General features: G+C 64.4%; 22 protein-coding genes. 7 read left to right on the top strand and 15 right to left on the bottom strand.

All coding sequences use genetic code 11. The features are described 5' to 3' along the window. The first annotated feature begins 77 nt into the window (after window positions 1-77). A complete protein-coding gene (locus ADBZ9O_RS21230; RefSeq protein ID WP_526533360.1) occupies window positions 78-2,396 on the top strand; it encodes a RelA/SpoT family protein in 2,319 nt (772 codons plus the stop codon). A gap of 83 nt (window positions 2,397-2,479) precedes the next feature. Here the strand turns inward: ADBZ9O_RS21230 and ADBZ9O_RS21225 are convergent, their stop codons facing one another. Together ADBZ9O_RS21225 and ADBZ9O_RS21220 are read right to left on the bottom strand one after the other, a co-directional pair. Next, window positions 2,480-3,589 carry a peptidylprolyl isomerase gene (locus tag ADBZ9O_RS21225; protein WP_526524894.1) on the bottom strand — a complete coding sequence of 370 codons (1,110 nt, stop codon included), beginning with the start codon at window positions 3,587-3,589 and terminating at the stop codon, window positions 2,480-2,482. Between the two features lie 6 nt (window positions 3,590-3,595). Continuing rightward, complete coding sequence (locus tag ADBZ9O_RS21220) at window positions 3,596-4,495, bottom strand: peptidylprolyl isomerase (RefSeq protein ID WP_526524893.1); 900 nt, start codon at window positions 4,493-4,495, stop codon at window positions 3,596-3,598. 120 nt (window positions 4,496-4,615) lie between these two features. On the opposite strand from ADBZ9O_RS21220, the gene ADBZ9O_RS21215 reads away from it, so the two are divergent. Further along, complete coding sequence (locus ADBZ9O_RS21215; protein WP_526524892.1) at window positions 4,616-5,245, top strand: MBL fold metallo-hydrolase; 630 nt, start codon at window positions 4,616-4,618, stop codon at window positions 5,243-5,245. After that, window positions 5,242-6,501: a histidine--tRNA ligase gene (gene hisS, locus ADBZ9O_RS21210; RefSeq protein ID WP_526524891.1), complete on the top strand. Its 1,260-nt coding sequence runs from the start codon at window positions 5,242-5,244 to the stop codon at window positions 6,499-6,501. Before ADBZ9O_RS21215 ends, hisS begins: the two co-directional genes overlap by 4 nt. A gap of 6 nt (window positions 6,502-6,507) precedes the next feature. Here the strand turns inward: hisS and ADBZ9O_RS21205 are convergent, their stop codons facing one another. The 6 genes from ADBZ9O_RS21205 to urtA form a co-directional block, all read right to left on the bottom strand. Next, window positions 6,508-7,035: a hypothetical protein gene (locus ADBZ9O_RS21205; RefSeq protein ID WP_526524890.1), complete on the bottom strand. Its 528-nt coding sequence runs from the start codon at window positions 7,033-7,035 to the stop codon at window positions 6,508-6,510. A gap of 61 nt (window positions 7,036-7,096) precedes the next feature. Continuing rightward, complete coding sequence (gene urtE / locus ADBZ9O_RS21200) at window positions 7,097-7,789, bottom strand: urea ABC transporter ATP-binding subunit UrtE (RefSeq protein WP_526524889.1); 693 nt, start codon at window positions 7,787-7,789, stop codon at window positions 7,097-7,099. After that, entirely contained in the window at window positions 7,789-8,607 is an 819-nt protein-coding gene (gene urtD, locus ADBZ9O_RS21195) for an urea ABC transporter ATP-binding protein UrtD (protein ID WP_526524888.1), read from the bottom strand. The genes urtE and urtD overlap by 1 nt, the downstream gene beginning before the upstream one ends. Beyond that, window positions 8,604-9,695: an urea ABC transporter permease subunit UrtC gene (gene urtC, locus ADBZ9O_RS21190; protein WP_526524887.1), complete on the bottom strand. Its 1,092-nt coding sequence runs from the start codon at window positions 9,693-9,695 to the stop codon at window positions 8,604-8,606. Before urtC ends, urtD begins: the two co-directional genes overlap by 4 nt. Further along, window positions 9,692-10,576 (bottom strand): urea ABC transporter permease subunit UrtB, encoded by an 885-nt coding sequence (gene urtB / locus ADBZ9O_RS21185; protein ID WP_526524886.1) that lies wholly within the window; start codon window positions 10,574-10,576, stop codon window positions 9,692-9,694. The genes urtC and urtB overlap by 4 nt, the downstream gene beginning before the upstream one ends. Before the next feature lie 10 nt (window positions 10,577-10,586). Further along, a complete protein-coding gene (urtA, locus tag ADBZ9O_RS21180) occupies window positions 10,587-11,861 on the bottom strand; it encodes an urea ABC transporter substrate-binding protein (protein WP_526524885.1) in 1,275 nt (424 codons plus the stop codon). A gap of 271 nt (window positions 11,862-12,132) precedes the next feature. Between urtA and ADBZ9O_RS21175 the strand changes: the two genes are divergently transcribed. Then, complete coding sequence (locus ADBZ9O_RS21175; RefSeq protein ID WP_526524884.1) at window positions 12,133-12,573, top strand: Rv2576c family protein; 441 nt, start codon at window positions 12,133-12,135, stop codon at window positions 12,571-12,573. 180 nt (window positions 12,574-12,753) lie between these two features. Next, window positions 12,754-12,897: a hypothetical protein gene (locus ADBZ9O_RS21170; RefSeq protein WP_526524883.1), complete on the top strand. Its 144-nt coding sequence runs from the start codon at window positions 12,754-12,756 to the stop codon at window positions 12,895-12,897. 105 nt (window positions 12,898-13,002) lie between these two features. Here ADBZ9O_RS21170 and ADBZ9O_RS21165 read toward each other — a convergent pair whose 3' ends face one another. Beyond that, window positions 13,003-13,206 carry a cold-shock protein gene (locus ADBZ9O_RS21165; protein WP_264067881.1) on the bottom strand — a complete coding sequence of 68 codons (204 nt, stop codon included), beginning with the start codon at window positions 13,204-13,206 and terminating at the stop codon, window positions 13,003-13,005. A gap of 152 nt (window positions 13,207-13,358) precedes the next feature. Here ADBZ9O_RS21165 and ADBZ9O_RS21160 point away from each other — a divergent pair, with 152 nt between their 5' ends. Next, window positions 13,359-14,387, top strand: coding sequence for an Rv2578c family radical SAM protein (locus ADBZ9O_RS21160; protein WP_526524882.1), 1,029 nt, complete (start codon window positions 13,359-13,361; stop codon window positions 14,385-14,387). Window positions 14,388-14,389: 2 nt separating this feature from the next. Here ADBZ9O_RS21160 and ADBZ9O_RS21155 read toward each other — a convergent pair whose 3' ends face one another. The 5 genes from ADBZ9O_RS21155 to ADBZ9O_RS21135 form a co-directional block, all read right to left on the bottom strand. Then, window positions 14,390-14,821, bottom strand: coding sequence for a nuclear transport factor 2 family protein (locus tag ADBZ9O_RS21155; RefSeq protein ID WP_526524881.1), 432 nt, complete (start codon window positions 14,819-14,821; stop codon window positions 14,390-14,392). Between the two features lie 54 nt (window positions 14,822-14,875). Continuing rightward, window positions 14,876-16,135 (bottom strand): acyl-CoA dehydrogenase family protein, encoded by a 1,260-nt coding sequence (locus tag ADBZ9O_RS21150; RefSeq protein ID WP_526524880.1) that lies wholly within the window; start codon window positions 16,133-16,135, stop codon window positions 14,876-14,878. Beyond that, window positions 16,132-17,262: an acyl-CoA dehydrogenase family protein gene (locus tag ADBZ9O_RS21145; RefSeq protein WP_526524879.1), complete on the bottom strand. Its 1,131-nt coding sequence runs from the start codon at window positions 17,260-17,262 to the stop codon at window positions 16,132-16,134. Before ADBZ9O_RS21145 ends, ADBZ9O_RS21150 begins: the two co-directional genes overlap by 4 nt. A 71-nt stretch (window positions 17,263-17,333) precedes the next feature. After that, the gene (locus ADBZ9O_RS21140; RefSeq protein ID WP_526524878.1) at window positions 17,334-18,569 is read right to left on the bottom strand and encodes an amidohydrolase family protein; all 1,236 of its coding nucleotides are present in this window, start codon (window positions 18,567-18,569) and stop codon (window positions 17,334-17,336) included. A gap of 140 nt (window positions 18,570-18,709) precedes the next feature. Continuing rightward, window positions 18,710-19,357: a TetR/AcrR family transcriptional regulator gene (locus ADBZ9O_RS21135; RefSeq protein ID WP_526524877.1), complete on the bottom strand. Its 648-nt coding sequence runs from the start codon at window positions 19,355-19,357 to the stop codon at window positions 18,710-18,712. Between the two features lie 247 nt (window positions 19,358-19,604). On the opposite strand from ADBZ9O_RS21135, the gene ADBZ9O_RS21130 reads away from it, so the two are divergent. Further along, on the top strand, window positions 19,605-20,486 hold the full coding sequence (locus ADBZ9O_RS21130) for an acyl-CoA thioesterase (RefSeq protein WP_526524876.1): 882 nt from the start codon (window positions 19,605-19,607) through the stop codon (window positions 20,484-20,486). A gap of 43 nt (window positions 20,487-20,529) precedes the next feature. Here the strand turns inward: ADBZ9O_RS21130 and ADBZ9O_RS21125 are convergent, their stop codons facing one another. Further along, on the bottom strand, window positions 20,530-21,495 hold the full coding sequence (locus ADBZ9O_RS21125; RefSeq protein WP_526524875.1) for a DDE-type integrase/transposase/recombinase: 966 nt from the start codon (window positions 21,493-21,495) through the stop codon (window positions 20,530-20,532). Between the last annotated feature and the right edge of the window lie 16 nt (window positions 21,496-21,511).

The raw sequence follows: 21,511 nt of genomic DNA, 5'->3' as shown, positions 1-21,511 counted from the left end.
AGGGAGGGTGAACAGCCCAACGGCAGGAGGTGATCGAGGTGGCCGACGACAGCTGGGCGGGACCGGCCACGGCGCCGATGCCGGTGGCCGATATCCCGCAGACCGAACCGCAGACTGCGGAGACCCCGAAGATTGCCAGCAGCGCCTCGCGACGGGTCAGGGCCCGGTTGGCGCGCCGGATGACCGCGCAGCGCAGCACCGTCAACCCGGTGCTGGAGCCGCTGATCGCGGTGCACCGCGAGATCTATCCGAAAGCTGATCTGGCACTGCTGCAGCGGGCCTATGCGGTGGCCGAAGAGCGGCATGCCACCCAACTGCGCCGCTCGGGTGACCCCTACATCACCCACCCGTTGGCCGTCGCCAACATCCTGGCCGAGCTGGGCATGGACACCACCACACTGGTGGCCGCGCTGCTGCACGACACCGTCGAGGACACCGGTTACACGCTGGAGGCGCTGACCACCGACTTCGGCGACGAGGTGGGACATCTGGTCGACGGCGTCACCAAGCTGGACCGCGTGGTGCTGGGCACCGCCGCCGAGGGCGAGACCATCCGCAAGATGATCATCGCGATGGCTCGTGACCCGCGGGTGCTGGTGATCAAGGTTGCCGACCGGCTGCACAATATGCGGACCATGCGGTTCCTGCCGCCGGAGAAGCAGGCGCGCAAGGCCCGCGAGACGCTGGAAGTGATTGCGCCACTGGCACATCGGCTCGGTATGGCGACAGTCAAGTGGGAGCTCGAGGATCTGTCGTTCGCGATCCTGCATCCGAAGAAGTACGAAGAGATCGTGCGTCTGGTGGCCGACCGGGCCCCATCACGAGATACCTATCTGGCCAAGGTGCGCACCGAGATCAACGCCACCCTGAGCGCATCCAAGATCAACGCCGTTGTCGAGGGCCGCCCCAAGCACTATTGGTCGATCTACCAGAAAATGATCGTCAAGGGGCGCGACTTCGACGATATCCACGACCTGGTCGGCGTCCGGATTCTGTGCGAGGAGATCCGCGACTGCTATGCCGCTGTGGGCGTGGTGCATTCGTTGTGGCAGCCGATGGCCGGCCGGTTCAAGGATTACATCGCCCAACCGCGGTTCGGCGTCTACCAGTCACTGCACACCACCGTGGTCGGTCCAGAAGGTAAGCCGCTGGAAGTGCAGATCCGCACCATCGATATGCACAAGACCGCGGAGTACGGTATCGCCGCGCACTGGCGTTACAAAGAAGTCAAGGGCCGCAACGGAGTTCCCACCGGGCATGCCGCCACCGAAATCGACGATATGGCGTGGATGCGTCAGCTACTCGACTGGCAGCGGGAAGCCGCCGACCCCGGAGAGTTCCTGGAGTCGCTGCGTTACGACCTTGCGGTGCAAGAGATCTTCGTGTTCACCCCCAAAGGCGATGTCATCACACTGCCTGCCGGTTCGACGCCAGTGGACTTCGCCTATGCCGTGCACACCGAGGTCGGCCACCGCTGTATCGGGGCGCGGGTCAACGGCCGGCTGGTCGCGTTGGAGCGCAAACTCGAAAACGGCGAAGTCGTAGAAGTTTTCACCTCCAAGGCGATGAATGCCGGACCGTCGCGGGACTGGCAGGGTTTCGTCGTTTCGCCACGAGCCAAGGCCAAGATCAGGCAGTGGTTCGCCAAGGAGCGCCGCGAGGAAGCGCTGGACTCCGGTAAGGATTCGATCGCCCGCGAGGTGCGTCGTGGCGGACTTCCTTTGCAGCGCTTGATGAATGGCGATTCGATGGGCGCACTCGCCAGGGAGCTGCGTTACCTCGACGTCTCGGCGCTCTATACCGCGGTCGGTGAGGGACATATCTCCGCGCGCCATGTGGTGCAGCGGTTGTTGGCCACCCTCGGTGGCGCCGATGACGCCGAAGACGAAATCGCCGAGCGGTCAACACCATCCACCACTCCGGTCCGCCAGCGCAGCAACGACGACGTCGGTGTCGCGGTGCCCGGTGCCCCCGGGGTGCTGACCAAACTCGCCAAGTGCTGCACCCCGGTGCCTGGTGACGTCATCATGGGTTTCGTCACCCGCGGCGGTGGCGTCAGCGTGCACCGGACCGACTGCACCAATGCGTCCTCGCTGCAGGATCAGTCCGAACGCATCATCGAAGTGAAGTGGGCGCCGTCGCCGTCATCGGTGTTCCTGGTGGCCATTCAGGTTGAGGCGCTCGATCGACACCGCCTGCTTTCCGATGTCACCCGGGTACTCGCCGACGAGAAGGTCAACATCCTGTCCGCGTCGGTGACCACCTCCGATGACCGGGTGGCGATCAGCAGGTTCACCTTCGAGATGGGTGATCCCAAGCATCTGGGCCATGTGCTCAATGTGGTGCGCAACGTCGAAGGTGTCTACGACGTCTACCGGGTGACTTCTGCCGCCTGACCTGCCGCACTTTCTTGCGCGAGCAGACGTAGATTGCCCCCGACACGCCGTGTTTGCAGGGACTTTTGTGACTGCTCGCGGGGTTAGTTGAGCTCTATCGACGTGATCTTCACCGGCACCGCGGGCTTACCGTCCTTGTTGCCGCCGGTGACTCCCGCCGCGGCGATCTCGTCGATCGGCCCCATCCCCGTCTCGTCGACCGAGCCGAAGACCGTGTAGGTCGGCGGCAGCCTGGAGTCGGCGTAGATGATGAAGAACTGACTGCCGTTGGTGTTGGGGCCGGCGTTGGCCATGGCCAAGGTGCCTCGCGGATACAGCACCGGAACGGTCAGCGCCTTGTCCTTGGGCGGGTACTGATTCGTCGGGTATTCGTCGGCGAAGCTGTAGCCGGGCCCACCCGTGCCGGTACCCGTCGGGTCCCCGCACTGCAGAACCGACAACGAATTGTTCGCCGTCAGCCGGTGGCAGCTGGTGCCGTCGAAATACCCCTGCGAAGCCAGACTGACGAAACTGTTTACCGTGCACGGGGTCTCGCCGTTGTTGAGCTCAAGCCCGACGGCGCCCCTGTCGGTGGTCATCGTCATGCTGACGGTGGCTGGCGTCGTCGGCACCTTCCCGCTGCGGGGCGGTTTCGCCGGCTTGCTGGCCGGGGTGCTCGTCGGCGGATACGTGCAGTTGGCCCCCAGCGCGGCCGGCGCCTTGAACGGGGGCAGCTTGGCGATATTCGGGTCGGGTGCCGGGTAGGCGGTGATACCGGGAGAGCCGTATCTGCCCGTGTTGAGCCGATCCAGGTTGTCGCCCAGCCAGACCAGGAAGACGAACATGAAGACCAGGGATATGACGGTGAGGAACGTGATGAGGTAGCCCACGATCAACCCGGCGATGGCCAGCCCGCGGCCTTCCTCGCCGGTCCGCTTGATCTGCGACAGCGAGATGTGGCCGAAGATGACGCCCAGCGGCGCCAGCACGAAAGCGCAGACGATCGACGCGATCGCCATCGCGTTGGTGGGGCGGGGCGGTTGCGGACCCGGGTACGGCGGCTGGCCCGGGTAGGGCGGCGGCGGACCCGGATAGGGCGGCGGACCCGGATAGGGCGGCGCGCCCTGATAGGGGTATGGCTGCGGGTACGGCTGTGCCCAACCCTCGGGATAGGGCGTGGCTTCAGGCTCGCCGTAGGGCGGCGGGACCGTCATATGCGGTTAATCGAGTGCGATCGTCTTGATTGTGACGTCATTCTTCGGCTTGCCGTCCTCGCTGCCATCGGCAACGCCCGCCGCGGCGATCTTGTCGAGGGTCGCCAGGCCGGTGGCGTCGATGGTGCCGAACGCGGTGTACTGCGGCGGCAGTTGCGAGTCCTTGTAGACCAGGAAGAACTGGCTGCCGTTGGTGCCGGGCCCGGCGTTGGCCATGGCCAGCGTGCCGCGTGGGTAGAGCACCGCTTGCTGCAGGCCGGGATCGTTGGCCGGGTACTGGTCGGTGGGGTACTCGTTGGCGAACTCATAGCCGGGTCCGCCGCTGCCCTGGCCGGTCGGGTCGCCGCACTGCAGCACCGCCAGGCTGGGCGAGGTCGTCAGCCGGTGGCACGGGGTGTCGTTGAAGTAATTCTGCGCAGCCAGGCTGGCGAAGCTGTTCACCGTGCACGGCGCCTTGGCGTTGTCCAGCTGCAGCCCGATATTGCCTTGATTGGTGCTCACACTGGCGCTGATCTCCGCCGGATCCGTCGGCACCTTGCCCGCGCGCGGCGGGTTGTTCGGCTTGCTGGCCGCCGAGGCACTGCCGTACTGGCAGTTGGCGCCCGTTGCGGCTGAGGGCTTGAAGTCCGGCAACTTACCGGTGGCCGGCGGGGCCACCGTCGGCCCGCCATCCGCGGGCGCGGCATCTGTGGTCGGGGACGTGGTATCGGCCGACGCCGTTGCGCTACCGGAATCCTTGTGCGTGACGACGTAGGTGCCGGCTGCCGCTGCGATCACCACGACGACGGCGACGATGCCACCGATGATCGTCATCCGCTTACGTTTGCGCTCCTGCTCGGCGCGGCGCTCCAGCTGCCGTTCGAGCTTCCGCTTGGCTGTCTCACGCCGTTGTTCGTTCGTCGGCACCGCGACTGTCCTCCCTGGGGTGGGCCCGGTTGTGGCCGGATATCTGGCACCGAGTGTGCCAGTCGTTCCTGAACAGAGGCGGCCCGACCCGCGTGAACAGTAAATGGGAAACTGATCGGCGTGCTGATCACGGGCTTCGCCACCGGTGCGACAGAGGCGACGTGTTACCTGGTCGCCCCGCGCCCGGGTGCGGGGGCCATCGTGATCGATCCCGGCGAAGACGTCGTCGCCACCCTCGACTACTACTTCGACGTCAATGACCTGACACCCGCGGCGGTCCTGCTCACACACGGTCACCCCGGCCACACCGCATCGGTCACCGAACTGTGCGGCGGGTGGGATATCCCGGCGTATATCCACGCCGCCGACCGCCCGATGCTCGGCGACTCCGTCGACGGAGCACCCGAGAACGTCATCGAGGTTGCCGACGGCGATCACCTTCAGATCGCCGATATCCTCATCACGGTCGATCACACACCCGGCCATACCGATGGTTCGGTGGTGTTCCGGGTGACTGCCGAGTCCGACGAAGGTGATGTCGGGGTGGCGTTCACCGGCGACACGCTGTTGTGCCGCACCGTCGGGCGCGGCGACGTTCCCGGCGAGGATCGTGAACAGTTGGTCGGCTCGATCACCGAGAAATTGATGGTGCTCGACGATAAAACCGTGGTACTACCTGGTCACGGCTCATCCACCAGTATCGGCGCCGAGCGCCGGTCCAACCCGTATCTCAAGGATCTGACTGCGTGAGCGACTTCAAGGCGCCCAAGGGCGTACCCGACTACCTGCCGCCGGATTCGGCGCAGTTCGTCGCGGTGCGCGACGGTCTGCTGGCCGCTGCCCGGCTGGCCGGATACGGCGATGTCGAATTGCCGATCTTCGAGGAGACGGCGCTCTTCGCCCGCGGCGTCGGTGAATCGACCGACGTGGTGTCCAAGGAGATGTACACCTTCGCCGACCGCGGTGACCGCTCGGTGACGCTGCGACCGGAGGGCACCGCCGGGGTGATGCGCGCGGTCATCGAGCACGGACTGGACCGCGGCGCCTTGCCGGTGAAGCTCTGCTATTCGGGTCCTTTCTTCCGATACGAGCGGCCCCAGGCCGGTCGCTACCGTCAGCTCCAGCAGGTCGGTGTCGAGGCGATCGGCGTCGACGATCCGGCGCTGGACGCCGAGGTGATCGCCATCGCCGATGCCGGTTTCCGCTCGCTGGGACTGGATGGATTCCGGTTGGAGATCACCTCGCTCGGTGATGACAGCTGCCGCCCGGCCTATCGCAGTTTGTTGCAGGAGTTCCTACTCGGGCTCGACCTCGACGAGGCCACCAAGGCGCGCGCCCAGATCAACCCGCTGCGAGTGCTCGATGACAAGCGCCCCGAAGTCAAGGCGATGACCGCCGACGCGCCGTTGATGCTCGACCATCTCTCCGAGGCCGCCAAACAGCATTTCGACTCGGTGCTGACCCACCTGGATGCACTCGGGGTGTCGTATGTGATCAATCCGCGGATGGTGCGCGGTTTGGACTACTACACCAAGACGACGTTCGAGTTTGTGCACGACGGCCTCGGTGCCCAGTCCGGGATCGGTGGCGGCGGCCGCTATGACGGGCTGATGAGTCAACTTGGCGGCCAAGACCTGTCTGGAATCGGGTTCGGGCTCGGTGTCGATCGCACGCTGTTGGCGTTGAAGGCGGAAGGCAAGACGGCCGGGTCGGCCGCACGTGTCGAGGTGTTCTGTGTGCCGCTGGGGGAGCGGGCCAAGCTGGTGCTCGCGCCGGTGGCCGCAGCGTTGCGGGCGGCGGGTATCCGGGTTGACCTGGCGTACGGGGACCGCGGCGTCAAGGGTGCGATGCGGGCTGCCGACCGCTCCGGTGCCGTCCTCGCCCTGGTTGCCGGTGACCGCGATATCGACGCGGGCACGGTGGGTATCAAGGACCTGTCGACGGGCGAGCAGGTCGATGTGGCCGTCGATACCGTTGTCGCGCAGACCCTTTCGCGCCTGTCCTAGCCCTGTTCAGGATCGGGCGACCGCCGCGTTCAGTACTTCGTCGGCGTTGCCGATACTGCCGTCAAACGGGTTACCCCGTTTGAGCACATAGGTCCCGCTCGGTGTGACGGCGACGAGTTTAGGTGAGCTCGAGCCGACCTGCATCCTGCGTTCGAACCGCACCTGGCCCAGTGGTAACAAGGCCCCGCCTGCGACGGTGAACAGTCCGAGTTTGCGATCCAGTACGGCGACCGACCGACAATTGCCCAGCGGTTGGGCGCGACGGCGTTTGATCGTGCGCAGGATCGCCACCGCGCCGGCGGCGAACAGCAGGCCGACGCCGGTGAAGACCGCGCCGAGCCCACGCGACGGCACACCCATGGCCATGACGACCACCCCGAACCCGCCGACGACCAACGCGACCACGCCCAAGACGAACACGGCGATCGTCCGACCGCCGGTTGCCCGGTCGATGACATTGACGCGACGCCCGTCATCGGTGATGACCAGACCGCCGGTATCAATCAGGGTCTGGGTCGGGGCGGGTGCACTCATGGGTGCAGCTTGCCATTTCGGCTGCCGGGTGGGGACGACATTCGCCCGATGTTGCGAACGGCTAAATGGCCATTGCCGCTCGGACGTCGGCTTCTGATGCCGAACCGCCTGTGCCGGAGGAGGTTACGCGTCCTGATTCCAGGATGTAATACTGCTGAGCCGATTCCAGTGCGAACCCGATGTGCTGTTCGACCAGGAGCACGCCGAGATCGCCACGGCGGGTCAGCGCGGTGATTGCCGCCTCGATCTCGTGCACCACCGAGGGCTGAATACCTTCGGTGGGCTCGTCGAGGATCAACGTCTTGGGGCTGGTGATCAACGCCCGGGCAATCGCCAGTTGTTGGCGCTGCCCGCCGGAGAGCAACCCGGCGCGGCGGGTCAGCAGCTCTTTGAGGGCGGGGAACAGATCGAGCTGTTCGTCGATGAGCTGTCTACCGTTTTTGCGACCATCGGCCACCACCTGCAGGTTCTCCGCGGTGGTGAGCTGGCCGAACGACTGCTGCCCCTGCGGCACGTATGCCAGCCCCCTGGCCACCCGCGCGCTGGGGCGCAGTTTGGTGACATCCTCACCGTCGATCAGCACCTTGCCCGCGCTGCATTTCAACAGTCCGACCGCGGCGCGCAAGAGCGTCGTCTTGCCCGCGCCGTTATGCCCCATCACCGCGGCCACCCCATCAGAGGGCACCTCGATGCTGACGCCGTGAATCACCTCGGAACGGCCGTACCCGCTGTGTACGTCGACCAATTGCAGCATTACGAGGTCTCCTCGATGAGTTCGTCGGGTATGCCGTCAACACCGGCCGCCGCGGTACCGAGGTACACCTCCTGCACCCTCGGGTTGGCCTGCACCTCGGCGACGGTGCCTTCGGCGATCACCTGGCCGCGAGCCAGCACTGTCACCGACGTGGCGAACGCACGCATGAAGTCCATATCATGCTCGACGACGACGACGGTGCGCTCAGCACCGATGCGCCGCAACAGGTTTCCGGTCTCCTCGCGTTCCTCGTGACTCATCCCCGCGACCGGTTCGTCGAGCAGGAGCACGTCGGCGTTCTGCACCAGCAGCATGCCGATCTCCAGCCACTGCTTCTGACCGTGCGCCAGCACACCGGCTGGTTGATCGGCCAGATCGGCCAACCCGGTGGTCTCCAGGGCTTCCTCGATAGCGGGCAGCACACCCGAGCGTCGCCGCAGCAGCGTCCACATCGACCGGTCCGCTCCAGCGGCGATATCAAGATTCTGCAGCACGGTCAGCTTCTCGAACACGCTGGCGGTCTGGAACGTGCGTCCCACTCCGCGGCGGGCAATCTGATGCACCTTCTTGCCCAGCAGTTCCACCCCGGACTTGTTGATCGAACCGGTGGCCGAGACCAGTCCGGTGATCGCGTCGATGACAGTGGTCTTCCCGGCACCGTTGGGACCGATCAGGAATCGCAGATCACCCTGAAACAGCGTCAGATCGACCTCGGAGACCGCCTTGAAACCGTCGAAATCGACTGTCAGGCCACGGACTTCAAGGTATTGCGTGCCCATCCCGACGTTGCCGCCCGGTGCGGGTTCGGGGTGAGTCATGATGGCGCACCCACCTTCTCGGTCTCGGTCTCGGGTGCTGGGGTGGTTGCGCGCTTGCGTCGGCGTAGCAGCACGCCAAGGCCAGCGAGCCCGGCGGGGAAGAAGCCGACCACCACGATGAACAGCAACCCCTGGGCGTAGGTCCACCCCGAGGGGAACCGCTCCGAGAGCAGCGTCTGCGCCCAGGCCACCCCGATGGCGCCGAGCACCGGTCCGAGCAGGGTGGTCCGCCCGCCGATCGCGACCCCGATCAGAAATGCGATGGACGGCAGAATGCCGACCTGCGACGGCGCGATGAACCCGACGATCGGGGCGAACAAGGCCCCGGCGATCGACGCGAACAACGCGGCCACGGTGTAGGCGACCACCTTGATATTGGCCGGGTCGTAACCCAGGAACCGGACGCGTTCCTCACCGTCGCGTACCGCAACCAGGAGTTCGCCGTAACGGCTCTGCATCAGCTGGCGCACCACGGCGACCACCACCAGCAGCACCCCGGCGGCGATGAAGTAGAGCATCCGCCGGTTGGCCGGATCGTTGAGCGTGAACCCGAAGAACGTGCGGAACCTGTTGAGCCCGTTGGATCCGCCGACGCTGGTCTGGCCTACCAGCAGGATCGCCAAGGCAGCGGTCAGCGCTTGGGACAGGATCGCGAAGTAAGCGCCCTTGACCCTGCGTTTGAACACACCCAAGCCGAGCGCGGCCGCAATCACCGTCGGCACAATCACGATCGCCAACACGGTGAATGCGGGGGAGGCGAACGGTTCCCAGTACGCCGGCAGGACGCGCATCCCGGCGATCTGCATGAAATCGGGCACCTTGTCCCCGCGCAGTTGCGCGTCGGCGATCTTGAGGTGCATCGCCATCATGTAGCCGCCGAGCCCGAAGAACACCCCTTGGCCCAGCACCAGCATGCCGCCGCGGCCCCACGCCAGACCGATACCGACGGCGACGATCGCAAAGCAGAGGAACTTGCCGAGCAGGCTGAGTCGGAATTCCGACAGCACAGCCGGTGCCAGCCCGAACAGCACCACTGCGGCGACAGCGAAACCGGCCCAGGTCTGCCAGCGACCAAGCACGCGCGTCATACGAGACTCCTGGTCCGGACGGTGAACAGGCCCTGCGGGCGGACCTGAAGGAAGATCACGATGATGACGAAAACGATTACCTTGGCCAATGACGCGGTCGTGTTGTACTCGATGAACGAGTTCAAAAAGCCCAGCGCGAAGGCCGCGATGACGGTGCCTTTGATCTGGCCGAGCCCGCCGACCACGACCACCAGGAACGCGTCGATCAGGTAGCTCTGTCCGATGGTTGGGCTGGTCGAGCCGATCAGTGTCAGGGCGACGCCGGCGACGCTGGCCAAGCCCGACCCGATGAAGAACGTGGTGATATCGGTCTTGCGCGACGATATGCCGCTGGTTTCGGCGAGATCCCGGTTCTGTACGACAGCACGTATCCGTCGTCCCATCGGGCTGACCTTCAGCACGATCGCGAGCACGGTCACGCAGACGACGGCCAGCACCATGATGAAGATCCGGGTCTTGGGTACGACGGCACCGAGTATCTCGATTCCGCCCGACAACCACGCTGGACCCACCACGTTGACCGCAGGTGCCCCGAAGATGTCGCGGGCCACCTGCTGCAGAACCAGGCCGACACCGAAGGTCACCAACAGGGTGTCCAGCGGCCGGTCGTACATGCGCTGAATCAGCGTCACCTCGAGTAATACGCCGAGGAGACCGCCCACGATGAAACCGACGACCAACGACACCAGCAGTGACGCACCGGCATTCGAGATGAGCTTCTGCACCATGAAGGCCGTGTAGCAGCCCGCCATGATGAACTCACCGTGCGCCATATTGATGACGCCCATCTGACCGAAGGTCAGGGACAGGCCGAGTGCAGCCAACAACAGGATTGAGCCGAGGCTCAATCCTGTTGTCAGCTGTCCGATTAGGACATCCATTCAGCTATCGCTAGTTGGACAGGCCGGCGGCCCACGGGTAGGACTTGAGGTACGGGTCCGGCTGGATCGGTCCCGGTGATTCCCAGATGGTGTAGATCAGGCCGTCGGGATGGATCTCGCCGATGCGAGCGGTCTTGGTGATGTGGTGGTTCTCGCCGTCAATGGTGACCAGACCTTCGGGGGCGTCGAACGTGACGCCGCCGGCGTTGTCCTGAATATCCTTGACTGCGAACGACTTACCTTTTTCGACGGTGTTCTTCCACAGGTACACCGAGACGTAGGCCGCCTCCATCGGGTCCGAGGTGGGCTTGTCGGCACCATACTTGGCCTTGTAGGCGTCGACGAACTTCTTGTTCACCGGGGTATCGATCGTCTGGTAGTAATTCCACGCTGTGAGCTGGTCGGTGATGTTCTGTACACCGATACCGCCGACCTCTTCCTCGGCGATGGACACCGAGACCACCGGCATCGCCTGCGGGGTCAGGCCGACGTTCTTGTACTCACGGAAGAACGCCACATTCGAATCGCCGTTGAGGGTGTTGAACACCGCGTCGGCGTCAGCGGTGCGGACCTTGTTGACGATCGTGGAGAAGTCCGTCGAACCCAGCGGGGTGTAGTCCTCACCCTTGATCTCGATACCGTTGGCCGCGGCGTACGCCTTGATGATCCGGTTGGCGGTCTGTGGGAAGACATAGTCGCTGCCCACCAGGTAGAGCGACTTGACGCCCTTCTCCTTGAGGTAGTCCAGGGCAGGCACGATCTGCTGGTTGGTGGTGGCACCGGTGTAGAAGATGTTCTTCGACGATTCCAGGCCCTCGTACTGCACCGGGTAGTAGAGCAGGGAGTTGCTGCTCTCGAACACCGGCAGCATGGCCTTGCGGCTGGACGACGTCCACCCGCCGAACACCGCGGCGACGCAGTCGCTGCTGATCAGTTTTTCGGCCTTCTCGGCGAAGATGGTGGGCTCGGAAGCGCCGTCTTCCCCGACGATCTGGATTTGCTTACCCATGACGCCGCCCGCGCCGTTGATCTCGTCGACGGCGAGCTTGATGGCGTCACGCACAGTGACCTCGGAGATTGCCATCGTGCCGGACAGTGAGTTCAGCGAACCGACCTTCACCGTAGAACCGGAGGTGTCGACGCATGACTCCGTGTTTGCTGCCTCGGTATCGCTCGCCTTGCTGCCGCAGCCGCTGAGAAGCAGGCTGGTGGCAAAGACCACACTTCCCGCAGCTAGAGCCGATTTTTTCAGAGAAGAGCGGTGCAGACGCGCAGAACCGGGCATCGATGGCCTTTCGGTATGTTGGTGCGACCCAATTGCCAGCGCTATCTCAAGCGGGCGGAGAGGGTCGAACGGCACCCCCCGCGGGTACCGAAGACGGACGTTAGAGCGCGCGTGTTTCTGGGAAATATCTGTGTGTCACGATCAAATTAACCTGCACGTCGATAGTTATTTGCCTGCCGTTGGGGAGCTGGGCTAGCGGCTTAGCTGCGTCAGCTGCCACCCCGGACGGGGGTCGAAGCGGCGATGTAACACTCCGGTACCGTCGGGGGATATGACGAGCATGGGACATGCGACAGGCAGACTCGGAGCAATTGTCGGTACGGCAGCACTGGTGGCCGCCACGGGGTTCGCGGCCAGTCAGGCCACAGCGGCGGCAGATCCAGCCGGACAACAGGTCCGGTACACGCTGGTGTCGGCGGGCGACGCGGATTTCGACCTCTTCTATCTCACGTCGCAACCCCCGAGCAAGGCGGCCTATAACGCCGACGCGTATTCATTCGTCAAGCGCGAGGAAGTGCATCTGGCGGCGGGTGTGCCCTGGGTTTTCGAGACCACCCTCGCCGACCCGCAATGGGCGATCTTGACGGTGAGCAGCACCACCCACGGCGGGCAGGCAGCTCCGAATCCGCACTGCGACATCGCCATCGACGGTCAAGTGGCCGTGCAGCAGGACGGTCCGTACAACTTGCAGTGCCAGCTCGGTCAGTGGTGACCCAGCTCTAACCCCCGCATGACACTCGGTCGGCCTGGCCGGCCATTTCAGCGACGGGTGTAGACTGTCCATGTTGGTGTCGCCGGCCACGACTCGAGAAATTCGTCGAACTTCCGGCCGGGCGCCCCGCAACCCACCTCTATGGCTGGGGATACCCTTTCCATCAAAGGAAATTTGCACATGGATGACAGCAACCTTTTTTCGCACCCCATCGTCAACGAACCACTCTCGTCCGATGACGTGGTAGACCGTCCGGTGAACACTTCGCTCTTCTCCGACTCGGCCAACTCGACCGCGCCGAACGCGGGCCCGCAGCCGATCTGAGCACCGGTGCACTTGCCTCAGATCGATATCTGCAGGTAAACAGCCATAAAAAAACCTAAGGGCCGACCGGGAACGAATTCCCGGCCGGCCCTTAGGGGTTTTTGCCTAGACTGCGGTGACTCCGGTTGCCTGGGGGCCCTTGGCGCCCTGGCCGACCTGGAACTCGACCCGCTGGTTCTCCTCGAGCGAACGGAAGCCGCTGCCCTGGATCTCAGAATAGTGGACGAAGACATCGGCACTGCCGTCGTCGGGTGCGATGAAGCCGAAGCCCTTTTCGCCGTTAAACCATTTCACAGTTCCCTGTGTCATATTCTTGTACTTACTTTCACTTGAATGAGAATGCAGAAAGCATCCTTGAAAAATCGTAGCACGCAGGCCATAGATCGGGAAACGGAAGCGGCCAGAAATTTTCGGCGCCGTACCCTTGACACTGTTATCGAACGTATGTTCGCATTGCCGGTATGCGATGGGCTGCCCAAGGTGTCGACGTCGACGACGGCGCGCTGCCGGGTCTCAAGCGCATTGGCTTCGTCCGAAGTGTTCGCACTCCGCAGTTCGACGGCATCACTTTCCATGAGGTGCTCTGCAAGTCGGCCCTGAACAAGGTGCCTAATTCCGCCGTCCTTCCTTTTCGGTATACCGTCAACGGCTACCGGGGCTGCTCACACGCCTGCCGGTACTGTTTCGCCAGGCCGACGCATGAGTATCTGGATTTGAACTCCGGCAACGACTTTGACACTCAAGTTGTGGTCAAGACCAATGTCGTCGACGTATTGCGCCGGGAAGTGCGCAGGTCGTCATGGCAGCGGGAGACCGTCGCGCTGGGCACCAACACCGATCCGTATCAGCGAGCTGAAGGCCGCTACGCGTTGATGCCGGGAATCATTGGTGCCCTTGTCGATTCGGGTACACCGATGTCCATCCTGACCAAGGGCACGCTGCTGCGCCGGGACCTTCCGCAGCTGGCCGAAGCGGCGCGCCGGGTGCCGCTGTCGGTTGCGGTGTCACTGGCGGTGGGCGATGTCGACCTGCACCGCGATGTCGAGCCGGGCACGCCGAGTCCGGCGGCCCGGCTCTCGCTCGTGACGGCCATCCGCGATGCCGGGCTCGACTGCCAGGTGATGGTGGCGCCGGTACTGCCGCATCTCACCGACTCGGTGGAGCAACTCGACACCCTGCTCGCGCAGATCGCGGCGGCAGGTGCCACCGGGGCGACGGTATTCGGACTGCACCTGCGCGGATCGACCCGCGGTTGGTTCATGTCCTGGCTGGCCGGTGCGCATCCGGAACTCGTCGGCCGCTACCGCGAGCTGTACCGCCGCGGCGCCTATCTACCGCAGGACTACCGCGATGCGCTACGAGCAAGGGTGCAGCCACTGCTGGCCGCGTACAAACTGACGGGGGGTCAACGTCAGTCCCAACGGCCGCCGGATAAGCAGTACGTCCCGGCGATCGCCGCGGCCGGACCGCTGCAGGACACCCTCTTCTGACGTCAGTCCTTGGGTGCCTGGGTGAACGTCATCGCGTCCATATTCCAGTAGCCGCGCATATTGGCGATCTGACCGGCGTCGTTGACCCGGTAGGTGAACACGCCCCGCACCTCGCTGGACAGCCCACCCTCGAACTCGCTGCGCAGGATCAGAATGTGGGCGATCTCGTTGGGTGAGCTCGACGGAAACGTCTCCTCGCACGTGATCCGGAGATTGTTCGTCGCAATGTTGGTGTCGTAGAAGGCCCTGACCGCTTCTTTACCGCGTACCCCGTTGCCGTCGGGGTTGGTGATCGCCTCGCCGATGGGGTCCTCGATCACCACGTCATCGGCCATCAACCCCAGCCAGGCCTCCCGGTCGTGGGCCTGCACGGCTTTCCACGATCCCTGCGATGCCGCGAGGGCGGGGGAGACGTCGGTGGTGGGCTGGCTCATGGGTACTCCTGAAGTTCGGCTGCCGTGTGCAGTGAACAGACTAGCGAGGAGTGTCTACTGACGGCCCCGTTTCACCTGGTTGAACGGCACGCCCCGGTCGGCCGCGGGTTCCCGGGGGAATCCGAGGATCCGCTCGCCGATGATATTGCGGGCAATCTCGTTGGTGCCGCCACCGAGCGAGGCGGTCTGTCGCGACAGGAACCGGTCGCCGTACTTGATCAGACCGGTGCCGTCGTCCACGACGCCGCCGCTGCCCGAAATCGCCACCGCCGTGTCGATTTCGAACTGGATGGTCTCGGCGTGGGCGATGCGAATGATAGATCCGGCCGCCGGCGGCAGCGATCCGTCGCGCACACCGTGGTAGACGTGCTGGATCAGTTGTTCTTGTACGTGCCGGCGGACCAACGCGCGCCCCGCCATCTCGCGGATGCGCTCGCTGCCGGTCTGGCCGGTCGCGTCGAGCAATGCGACGTAATCGACGGGTTGGTCGGTTTCCCCCTCGGCGCCGATGCCGCTGGCGAATTCCGAGCCGCCGCCCACCGCGCGCCGCTCGTGGTACATCTGCCGCGACGCGACGGCCCAGCCATCGTTGACCTCGCCGACGACGGCGTCGTCACCAAGCTCGAGATCGTCGAAGAACTCCTCGCAGAACTCGTTACCGCCGTCGACCTGTTTGATCCGGCGCATCGTGATACCGGGGCTGTTGATCGGCACCAGGAACATCGTCAGACCCTCATGCTTGGGCACGTCCCAGTTGGTGCGGGCCAACAGAAGCCCGTAATCGGCGGCAAATGCACTGGTACTCCAGGTTTTTGCGCCGTTGATCACCCATCTGTCACCACGCCGGTCTGCCCTGGTGATGACACCGGCAAGATCTGAACCGCCGCTGGGTTCGGAGAGCAACTGGACCAGGATTTCGTCCCCGCGAATGGCGGCTCGGATGCGTTGCTGCTTTTGGTCCTCGCTGCCGGTGTCCAGAAGGGTTGCCGCACAGATGGTGAAGGTCGGGATATTGAGGATGATCGGCAGTTCATAGTCCTTCGATGCAGCGTCAAAGGCTTTCTGATACTCGTACGGCAGGCCGAGACCGCCGTACTCCCGCGGGAAGCAGATACCGGCGAATCCTCCTGAATAGAGCAGTCTTTGGAGTTCGCGGGCCCGTTGCCAGGGCTGTTCCGCGCCGCGATCGCCGTCGGGTGGGTTGGCTGGATCGACGAGCGGCAGGTTATCGGCAAGCCAGGTCCTGGCTCGTTCGGCGAATTCGGCGACCGTCTCGGTTCGATCAGTCACGGGTGGGGTGCGCGTCTCGGTCATGACGCCTCCTCGGTGAGTGCGTAGACGCGAAGGTTGTGGTCCTCGGGTGTGCCGAACAGCGAGCGGTACAACGTAACTCGGCGCAGATACAGGTGCAGATCGTGTTCCCAGGTGACGCCGATGCCGCCGTGCAACTGGACACACAGCTGCAGCATCGGGGCGGCGTGCTCCCCGATATAGGACTTGGCGACGCTGGCCAACAGTTCGGCATCCGCGGCCCGGCCGGCGACGGCTTCGACGGCGGCATCGGTGGTGGCTCGTGCGGTTTCCAGCCAGATCTTCATATCCGCGTACTTGTGTTTGAGGGCTTGATACGAGGCCAGCGGTCGGCCGAAGCTGTGCCGGTCGAGCCCCCACTGCACGGTCATAGCGAAGACCGTATCCAGGATGCCGACCACCTCCGCGCACTGCAGAATCGCAGCGATCTGGCTCTGTCTGCCGATCAGTGCCTGCGTCTCGGCAACGCTGCCGACCACAGCGTCCTCGCCGACCATCACGCCGTTGAATTGCACTTGCGCGTAACGCTTCACCAGGTCAATCGACCGCTGCGCCTCGACGGTGACACCGGGGTGGTCGGTGGGCACCAGGAACTGCAATGGTTGTCCGTCGACATCGGCGACCACCAGCAGCACCGCGCTTTCGGCGCCGGCCTCGACCCGGTCCTTGATCCCGTCGAGACGGTATCCGCCCTCGGCGCGGGTGGCGGTCAGCCCAGGGGTCAGCGGTGTCCAGGACCTGCCCGGTTCGTAGACCGCCCATGACGCTACCGATTCACCGGAGATCAGGGCTTCTATCAGCTTGGCGTGTTGTGCGCTGTTACTGGCATCGGCCAGACCGGCCAGCACGGTACTGACCGGATGCAGCGGCCCGGGGGCAACGGTCTTGCCGATCAGCTCGGCCACCAGTGCCAGGTCTTTCACGCCGTCACCGGAGACACTGCCCCCGCCCAGCTCCTCGGGTACAAGCAAACTGGCCCAACCTAATTCGGCGGCACGCTGCCACCAACCGGGGTCGAAGGAGACACCCTGGTCGTAGAGCTGCCGGACCCGGCTTAGGGACGCTTCTTTTTCCAGAAACGACTGGGTGGTGGACGCGAAAAGTATCTGCTCCGGGGACTGGACGGTCACGGCGCCGCTCTCTTTCATGAAGCTGCGAACGTGCGCGCCGGGGATCCGACGCGCACGTTCACGGGAGACTGTTACCGGTCGGCCAAGACCAGTTCAGGCACATCCGGCTTGTGGACGATCTTGTTGGGGACCTTGAACAGGTCGATCATGTTGGCGCCCATCACCTTTCGCACACCCTCCGCATCGAGGCCGTGAGCCTCAAGGTCTGAGACCAGGTTGATCGGATCGGCAAGGCCCTCCGGGTGCGGCCAGTCCGAGCCGAAGATCACCCGATCGATCCCGCACAGGTCGGCCATCTGCTTGAAGTTGTCCTCCCAGAACGGCGCGACGTAGACGGCGCGCTTGAACGCCTGGATCGGATCCTCCGGGAACGCGTCGGGCATCTTCTTGAAGACGTCTTTGAACTGGTAGAACAGGGTGGGCACCCAGGACGCGCCGTTCTCGACGGACAGGATGCGCAGATCCGGATTGCGGGTCAGCGCCCCGTGGCAGACCAGCGCGGCCATGGTGTCCTCGATGGGCCGTTTGCCCATCGCGACCATCCGAAATGAGGTCGGCGAGAACGGCTTGAACTCGTCGCCCGGCTCCCAGTCGTTGAGGTAGTTGGAATAGCCACTGTCGCTGGCATGCATCGACACCGGGATTCCGGCGTGGGTGCAGGCCTGCCAGAACGGGTCGAACTCCGGCAGGCCCATGGACCGGCTGCCGCGGTAGCCGGGGACCGGTGCGGGGCGGACCAGGACGGTCTTGGCGCCGCGCTCAAGACACCACTCGAGTTCTTCGATGGCGCGGTCGACGTTGCTCAGGTTGATGACCGGAGTGGAGAAGATGCGGTCCTCGTAGTTGAACTGCCAGGTCTCATACATCCACTGGTTGAGTCCGTGCACGATATCGAGGATCAGGTCGGGATCGTCTTTGAGACGTTCCTCGACGAGGCTCGCCAGCGTCGGGAACATCAGCGTGTAATCCAGGCCGAGGCTGTCCAGAACCTCAAGGCGGGCAGCGGGATTGCGGAAGGCGGGGATGGCCTTCATCGGCTTGCCCATCACCTCGCGGTAAGTCTTGCCGCCGCTGCCGTGCCGGAAGTAATCCTCCTGCGCGCCGGGCTTGGCGACCACCTCGAACGTCGGGTTGGGGATGTAATCGCTGACCACGTTGCGAACCATGATCTTGGTCCGGCCGCGGACCTCGATGTAATCGATGACGCCCTTGCGATGGTCCGGCAGGAACTGGGTCAGCGCCTCTTTGGGCTCGTAGAAGTGGTTGTCGGCGTCGAACACCGGATAGTCGAGATGGCGGGACGGCATGTCAGCCTCCTGGAAATCGAGAGCGTGGCTCGGGCATGAGCGCTGGTGGTAATGACGTTACCACCGCAGCGGTAATGACGTTACCACGCGTGGACCAGCGGAAACGCGATCGGTACCTGCGGTGTGGGATTGCTGCTGAATCAGCTGGTGAGGCCGCGAACGCAGAAGTCGTAGATGGCATCGCCATCGATCGCGACGCCGGTCAATTCCTCGCTGAGGCTGCGCATCCGCATCGCCCCGAGCGCGGTCTGCATGGTGATGGCCGCTGCTGTACCGGCGTCGATATCGGAACGGAATTCGCCTTCGGCGACACCCCTGCGCACGATGTCGCGGATCAGGTCGTGCAGCGGCTCGAGAACCCTAGCGTATTCGCGGGGCCTGCTCTCCTCGAGATAGCCGTTGTAGAAGGTCAGCCCGCGATTGATGCCCTCTTGCGTGCTCGAAGAAGCCGGGGCACTGAGGCGTTCGATCAGCCTGCGCAGGGCCGTGGTCGCCGGAAGTTCGGCGGTCTCGGCTCGCCAGCGCTCGGTGGACTCCGACATGATCCTGTCGATCAGCGCCAGCAGTAGCTCGTCCTTGGTGGCGAAGTGCTGGTAAAACGACCGCAACGATGTTTTCGAGCGCTCGACGACCTCCAGAACGGTGAAATCGGTGCGTCCGGTCTCCCCGAGAATGGCCAGCGCTGATTTCATGAAGCTGTTCCCGCGGGACTCGGCCTTTGCGCGGACGGGGTCGAGCGCAGGCGGCGGCGCCGGTTGCCGTGAATCGGCTCCGTTCACCTCGGCCATGGGTGCCCCTGACGTTCGTACGGCGGGTGACTGCCCGCGTCTTGGAGCACGAGGCTACCGGCTTGGACGCAATGGCCGGGTCTTTACGCCGTCGCACTCCGCACGGCCAGACCGCTGAGCGACCGCCTAGCGCAGGATGTCGATGACGGGCTACTGTTCTGGACTCATGGCCGAGATATCGGTTGGGGCGGCATCGGGATGACCGCCAAAGCCTTTCCGTAGCAAACGATTAAGGGGACAGCAGACCATGACAACCGAATCCGCCCAGGTGCTGTGGACGCTGGGCGAACTGATCGATCTGTTCGATGTGGAACTCGACAACGAGGGTGGCGTCACTGCCGATACCGGTCGCGCCGGTGAGGACGATCGCCAGGTCGTCGAGGGCACGCAGGTACTCGCCCAGGCCATCGTCGCTGTCGCCAAACGGCTTCCAGGCAAGTCCATCCGGTCCGTGCACGCGGTGTTTAGCCGGGCCGTGTTCGTGGGTGCGCCGGTCGAGCTCGATCTCGATATCGTGCACGAAGGTCGATCCGTGGCCACCGCCGTCGTGGCCGCGTCGCAAAACGGTAAGCGGTGCATCACCATGACCGTGCTCACCGACGTGCCGTCCGAGGACGTCATCGCCCACCATCTGCCCATGCCCGAGGTGGCCGCACCGGCCGATGCCCACCTCGCGACCATGCCGATGACCGGCCGGGAACTGCGCCTGGTCGATGTCGTCGACGTCAACAGCCCTGACGAGGTCGGCCCGCCTGAGCTCTTCGCGTGGTTGCACTACGACCCGATCCCGACCCGCGATGATCTGGCCAAGGCCCTGATCGCTTATTTCACTGGGCATTTGGCCATCTCCACCACCATGCGGGCCCATCAGGGAATCGGCACCAGTCAGGCGCACCTGACGGTATCGACCGCGCCGATGACCGTCACGGTCAGCTTCCACGAGCCGGTGCGCTGGGACGGTTGGTTGCTCTACTCCCATGAGAGCACTCAGGTCGGAGCGGGGATGTCCTATGTACGCGGCGCAGTGCACACCGAAGCGGGGGAGCTGATCGCATCCTTCACTCAGGAGGGCCTGATCCGTCCGCTGCGCACCACCGACACCTCGATCAAGGCGCAGTCGCGGTTGTAGCCTCTTGTGATTTGGGCGCGCTGAGCCGCGCTCACGGGCGTTGTCAAGCTGCGTGGAGTCGGTCGGGATTGTTTTCGGCGGGGAGGTTGATGCCGACGATGGGGCTGGGCTGTGTTGTGGATGGGCGGTTGCGGAATCGTTCTGGGTGGGCGTCGTAGTAGGCCTGTAGGGCGTGGTCGCGGCAATTCCAGTGCCGCGTCCAGGTGCCGTTGTGGACCTCGTCGGGAGTGAACAGTGCGATGCCAGTGTGGCGGTGATGCTGGTTGTACCAGGACACATAGGCGTCCACCCACTGCCGGGCGGTTTCGAGGTCGTCGAAGACGCCCGGGTAGTTGGGCCGGTATTTCATCGTGCGGAATTCCGATTCGGAGAACGGATTGTCATTGCTGACCCGCGGCCGGTTGTGCGTCTGGCCGACGCCCTGATCGGCCAGCAGGTCCTTGAGGAGTGTCGAGCGCATCGCGGGTCCGGAATCGGCGTGCACCACCGTGGGCAGTCCGTGGTCGGTGAACGCGGTCTCGAACATGTCCACGGCGAGGTCGTCGCACTCGCGTTCCTCGACCCGCCAGCCCACGATCTTGCGGGAGTAGATGTCGATGACCGAGTACGCCTTGAACGCCACCCCGCGCCACGGGGTGCGTAGATCGGTGATGTCCCAACTCCAGATCTGTTGCGGTCCCGTTGCTTTGAGCACCGGCGCGACCCGCGGCGTCTGGTTCGTCGCCCGGGTCGGTGCGATCGGCCGCACACTTTGATCGGTGATGGCTGCGGCGATGCGCCACCACGACCGCCGCGAGGCCAGCATCGTGCCGGCATCCCAGGTCGAGGCGAACGCCTGGTCCACCGAGGTGCCCGCGAGCCAGCCGGCGATGATCTCGTCGCGGATCGCGGTGCGGTCGGCCTCACCGATACGCGACGGGTAGGCCCGGTCCCGGTGCGGCAACGGGTCGGGCACCGGGGTGCGCGGATGCGATCGGTAATGCCACGTCGAACGTGACAGATCGATCATCGCCAGCGCCCGGCGC

The organism is Mycobacterium sp. (assembly GCF_965229105.1).
Taxonomy (GTDB): Bacteria; Actinomycetota; Actinomycetes; order Mycobacteriales; family Mycobacteriaceae; genus Mycobacterium.
This window is presented reverse-complemented; position numbering and strand designations above follow the sequence as displayed.